At 26.6% G+C, this 3,957-nt stretch carries 4 protein-coding genes; all 4 read left to right on the top strand.

Annotated features, from left to right (window positions below):
* Positions 1–908: sugar ABC transporter permease (locus VLM92_RS14890; protein WP_325277110.1), on the top strand; the 908-nt coding region annotated here is incomplete at its 5' end.
* On the top strand, positions 908–1,789 hold the full coding sequence (locus VLM92_RS14885; protein WP_325277109.1) for a carbohydrate ABC transporter permease: 882 nt from the start codon (positions 908–910) through the stop codon (positions 1,787–1,789). The genes VLM92_RS14890 and VLM92_RS14885, both read left to right, overlap by 1 nt.
* A 73-nt stretch (positions 1,790–1,862) precedes the next feature.
* Positions 1,863–2,900 carry a uroporphyrinogen decarboxylase family protein gene (locus tag VLM92_RS14880; RefSeq protein WP_325277108.1) on the top strand — a complete coding sequence of 346 codons (1,038 nt, stop codon included), beginning with the start codon at positions 1,863–1,865 and terminating at the stop codon, positions 2,898–2,900.
* A gap of 165 nt (positions 2,901–3,065) precedes the next feature.
* Positions 3,066–3,957, top strand: an 892-nt coding sequence (locus tag VLM92_RS14875) for a LysR family transcriptional regulator (RefSeq protein ID WP_325277107.1), incomplete at its 3' end; no start/stop codon positions are given.

Here is a 3,957-nt window from a genome sequence, read left to right as displayed (position 1 = left end):
AAAGAGAGGATATTATGAGAATAAATAAAAAATCATTAAATTTTTTTGCATTTACATCTCCATGGACGATTGGATTTGTGTTCCTTACCGTTATTCCAATACTAAGTTCACTTTTAATAAGCTTTATGGAATGGGATGTGTTATCAGTTCCTAGATGGGCTGGTTTAGCAAACTATAAAGATATATTTAAAGACCCTTTATTTTATAAATCACTAAAAGTAACTATTTCTTATACTTTACTTAGTGTTCCTACTCAAGTAATAATATCATTATTTGTAGCATTACTACTTAATTCAGATATAAAAAATATGAATGTATATAGAACGATCTACTATTTACCAGCAGTAGTATCAGGAGTCGTTGTTTCTCTATTATGGGCATGGATGTTTAATCCTGAGTTTGGGCTATTAAATAATATTTTAAGCATATTTAGGATACAAGGTCCACAGTGGATTTATGATGAAAATTGGGTATTGCCTTCATTAGTAATAATGAGTATTTGGGGAATCGGTGGAGGTATAATAATATATCTATCTGGATTACAAAGTATACCAACACAATTATATGAAGCAGCGAAAATAGATGGTGCGAATTTCTTTCAAAAGCTTATAAATATTACTATACCTGGAATGAGCCCTATTTTACTCTTCTCAGTTTTAACATCAATAATAGGATCCCTACAGACATTTACTCAAGCATATGTAATGACAGATGGAGGACCTAACCATTCATCTTTATTTTATGCTTTTTATGTGTACAAACATGCATTTGTATGGCATGAAATGGGAAAAGCATGTGCATTGGCATGGATTTTATTTATTGTTATATTCAGCATATCTATTTTAGTATTAAAGCTATCTTCCTCTAAAGTATATTATGAAGCAAAAGAAGGGGGAGAGATAGTATAATGGAAGAAATAAAAATATATAAAGAAAAAACTAAAACATATAATAAAATAAATAAAAATAAAGTAACTAAGGGTTTTGTATATATACTTTTAGTAATAGGAGCGATTTGTATGTTGTTACCATTTTTATGGATGATATCAACATCCTTAAAAGATCCTTTAAAAGTATACGAGATTCCTATAAAATGGATACCAGAAAATCCTAATTTCGATAATTACAAGAGATTATTCACAGAATATAAATTTCATAAATACATATTTAATACTTTGTTTTTAGCAGCTATAAATATTATAGGAAATCTTTTTTCTTGTTCATTAGTTGCATATGGATTTGCATGTGGAAAATTCAAGTATAAAAAGCAAATGTTTATATTAATATTAGCTACAATGATGTTACCTGGAGAGGTAGTTTTTTTTCCACAGTTTTTACTGTTCAATTTTATTGGATGGTATGGTAGCTTAAAACCATTATGGGTTCCTTCTTTCTTTGGTAATGCATTTTATATATTTTTGCTTAGACAGTATTTCTTAACAATACCATCTGAACTTATAGATTCTGCAAGAATAGACGGATGCAGTGAGTTTAAAATATTTTATAAAATTATTCTACCTCTTTCAAAGCCTGCAGTAATTACAGTAGTTCTATATACATTTATGGGAATATGGAATGATTTTTTCGCCCCTCTTATATACATAGTAAACGAAAATCAAAGAACTGTAGGAGTGGCTTTAAACTATTTAAAAAATACATATGAAGGAACAAGCTCTATTCCTATAACCATGGCAGCATCTATAATTTTAATAATACCATGCCTATTATTATATTATTTTGGTCAGAAATATTTTGTAAAAGGAATTACATTTAAAGGAGTAGACAAATAAGGAGGAGATTTATATAAAAAAAATTATAGATTATTTATATGAAAAAGAGTATCGATTAGTATGTCCAATAGGAATGGGAGAAAAAGATTTTGATTTTTTATGCTTAGGTCGTATAGAATTTGCTAAGGCGCTAGGATTTAAAACTTTAATAGAATCAAATGGTCTAGAAGCTATAGTTGAAAATCAAATACAAACCTTGGAGGATGTAGAAAATTTAAAAAAACGTAGATACTTTAATTATGATTATTTTAAAAAAGAGCTTGAATATTTTAAAAAAAAGAAAGAAAAAATGACTCAACCATTAGGTGGAGGGTGTTTTGGACCTCTAACAATAGCATCTAGTATAATAGGTATTTCACAAGCTAATAAAATGGTAATAAAAAATCCAATAATTTTAAAAGAGTTAACAAGTTATATAAATGAATTTATGATAGAGTTTGCAATAGAAGAAGAAAAATTAGGAGCGGATTTCTTTTGGATAGCGGAACCAGTAGCATCTTTATTTTCACCAAAATTATTTAATGAGTTTTCAGGAGACTTTTTAAAAAAGATATTTGATAGTATAGAAATACCAGGGTTTTTGCATGTATGTGGAAAGACTATAAAACATACAGAATATATGGTGAAAACAGGTGCTCAGGTATTAAGTATAGATTATGTAACTGATATAGTTGAAAATATAAGAATAATTCCAGAAGATGTAGTTATAATGGGAAATATTAATCCTATAACCTTATATAAGGGAAGTCGTGAAGAAGTAGCAGATGAAGTCAATAAGCTTAATTATGAATTAAGAAATTATAAAAATTTCATTATGAGTACAGGATGTTTAATACCAAGTAAAACTTCTATAGAAAATGTTAATTTATTAGTAGACTTAACAAGAAACTATGAGTTGGTATCAAATAAAGATTTTAGAGAAATAAGAAAGCTTATGGATTTAAGCCTTAATGGTTTTAAATTAGATTTGATTGAATATATAGAAGGTAATAAAGTGAGAAATTATTGTATAAACGAGGCGATAAAAGAAACTGAACTTATGTTAGGAAATAATGATGAGAAATATGAAAATATATTAGATTGTATAAATGTTTTGAAATCTACATTATGACTTTGGCTATTTTTAATTATCGATAGTGGGCAAATATTAAATATATTTAATATTTGCCCACTATTTTTCTGCGCACTTGTTATAATATATTTAATCTTAAAATTTTTAGGATGTTAGTTTTAGTGATTTATATAAATAATATGCATTTAAATGGAGGTGATGCATTTGCAACTTCAGCAACTAAGATACTTAATAGAAGTAGCGGAAACTAAATCTATGAATAAGGCTGCACAAAATTTATTTATATCACAACCTAATTTAAGTAACTCTATAATGAGCTTAGAAGAAGAATTTAACATAAAGATATTTGAAAGAACAAATAGAGGCGTAGAAATTACAAAAGAAGGAAGAGATTTTTTATCACATGCAAAATGTATTATAAATCAAGTTAACAATATAGAGAATATATACAATGATTTATCTAGAGAAAAGACTTTTGTATTACAAATATCTAGTGCAAAAGCATTTAATTTATCCAATATATTAAGTGAAATTTATAATAATATTGACTGTAAAAATATAAAAATATCTTTAAATGAAACTCATAAAGAAAATGTTATAAAAGATGTAGCTAATATGAATTCAGAGATAGGAATGCTTATATTTTCAAATATTCAAGAAAGATTATGGAGAAATATATTAGAAGTAAATAAGTTAGAGTTTAATGAAATAGCTAAAGATAAGATGTATATTTATGTAGGAAAGAATAACCCATTATATAATAAAGATGTAATACATGCTCATGAATTAAAGGATTTCATTTGTGTATCTTTGGTCGAGGATCAAGTATCATCATCTATTGATAGTATAGAACTAGATACAATTGATATTTTAAATAAAGATAGGTCTATATATTTAAGCGACAAGGAAACTATAATTAATTTCATATCAAAAACAGATGCATATTCATTAGGTTCAGGATGGAATAATGTAAATAAAAGGGAAGGTATAAAGGCAATACCTTTTGCTGATGATAGTATAGATTTTAGTATTGGATGGATTAAAAGAAAAAGAGAAGAATTATCAGATGAAGCTAAAATGTTTTTAGAAATAGTAT

It is taken from the genome of Romboutsia sp. (assembly GCF_035470145.1).
Classification (GTDB): domain Bacteria; phylum Bacillota; class Clostridia; order Peptostreptococcales; family Peptostreptococcaceae; genus Romboutsia_D.
The sequence above is the reverse complement of the archived record's forward strand: the minus strand, read 5'-3'. Positions and strand labels throughout refer to the sequence as shown.

What these genes read in the sequence shown, in the direction of transcription:
- VLM92_RS14885 (WP_325277109.1), top strand. Translation starts at nt 908, where the DNA reads ATGGAAGAAATAAAAATATATAAAGAAAAAACTAAAACATATAATAAA.
- VLM92_RS14880 (WP_325277108.1), top strand. Translation starts at nt 1,863, where the DNA reads ATGGGAGAAAAAGATTTTGATTTTTTATGCTTAGGTCGTATAGAATTT.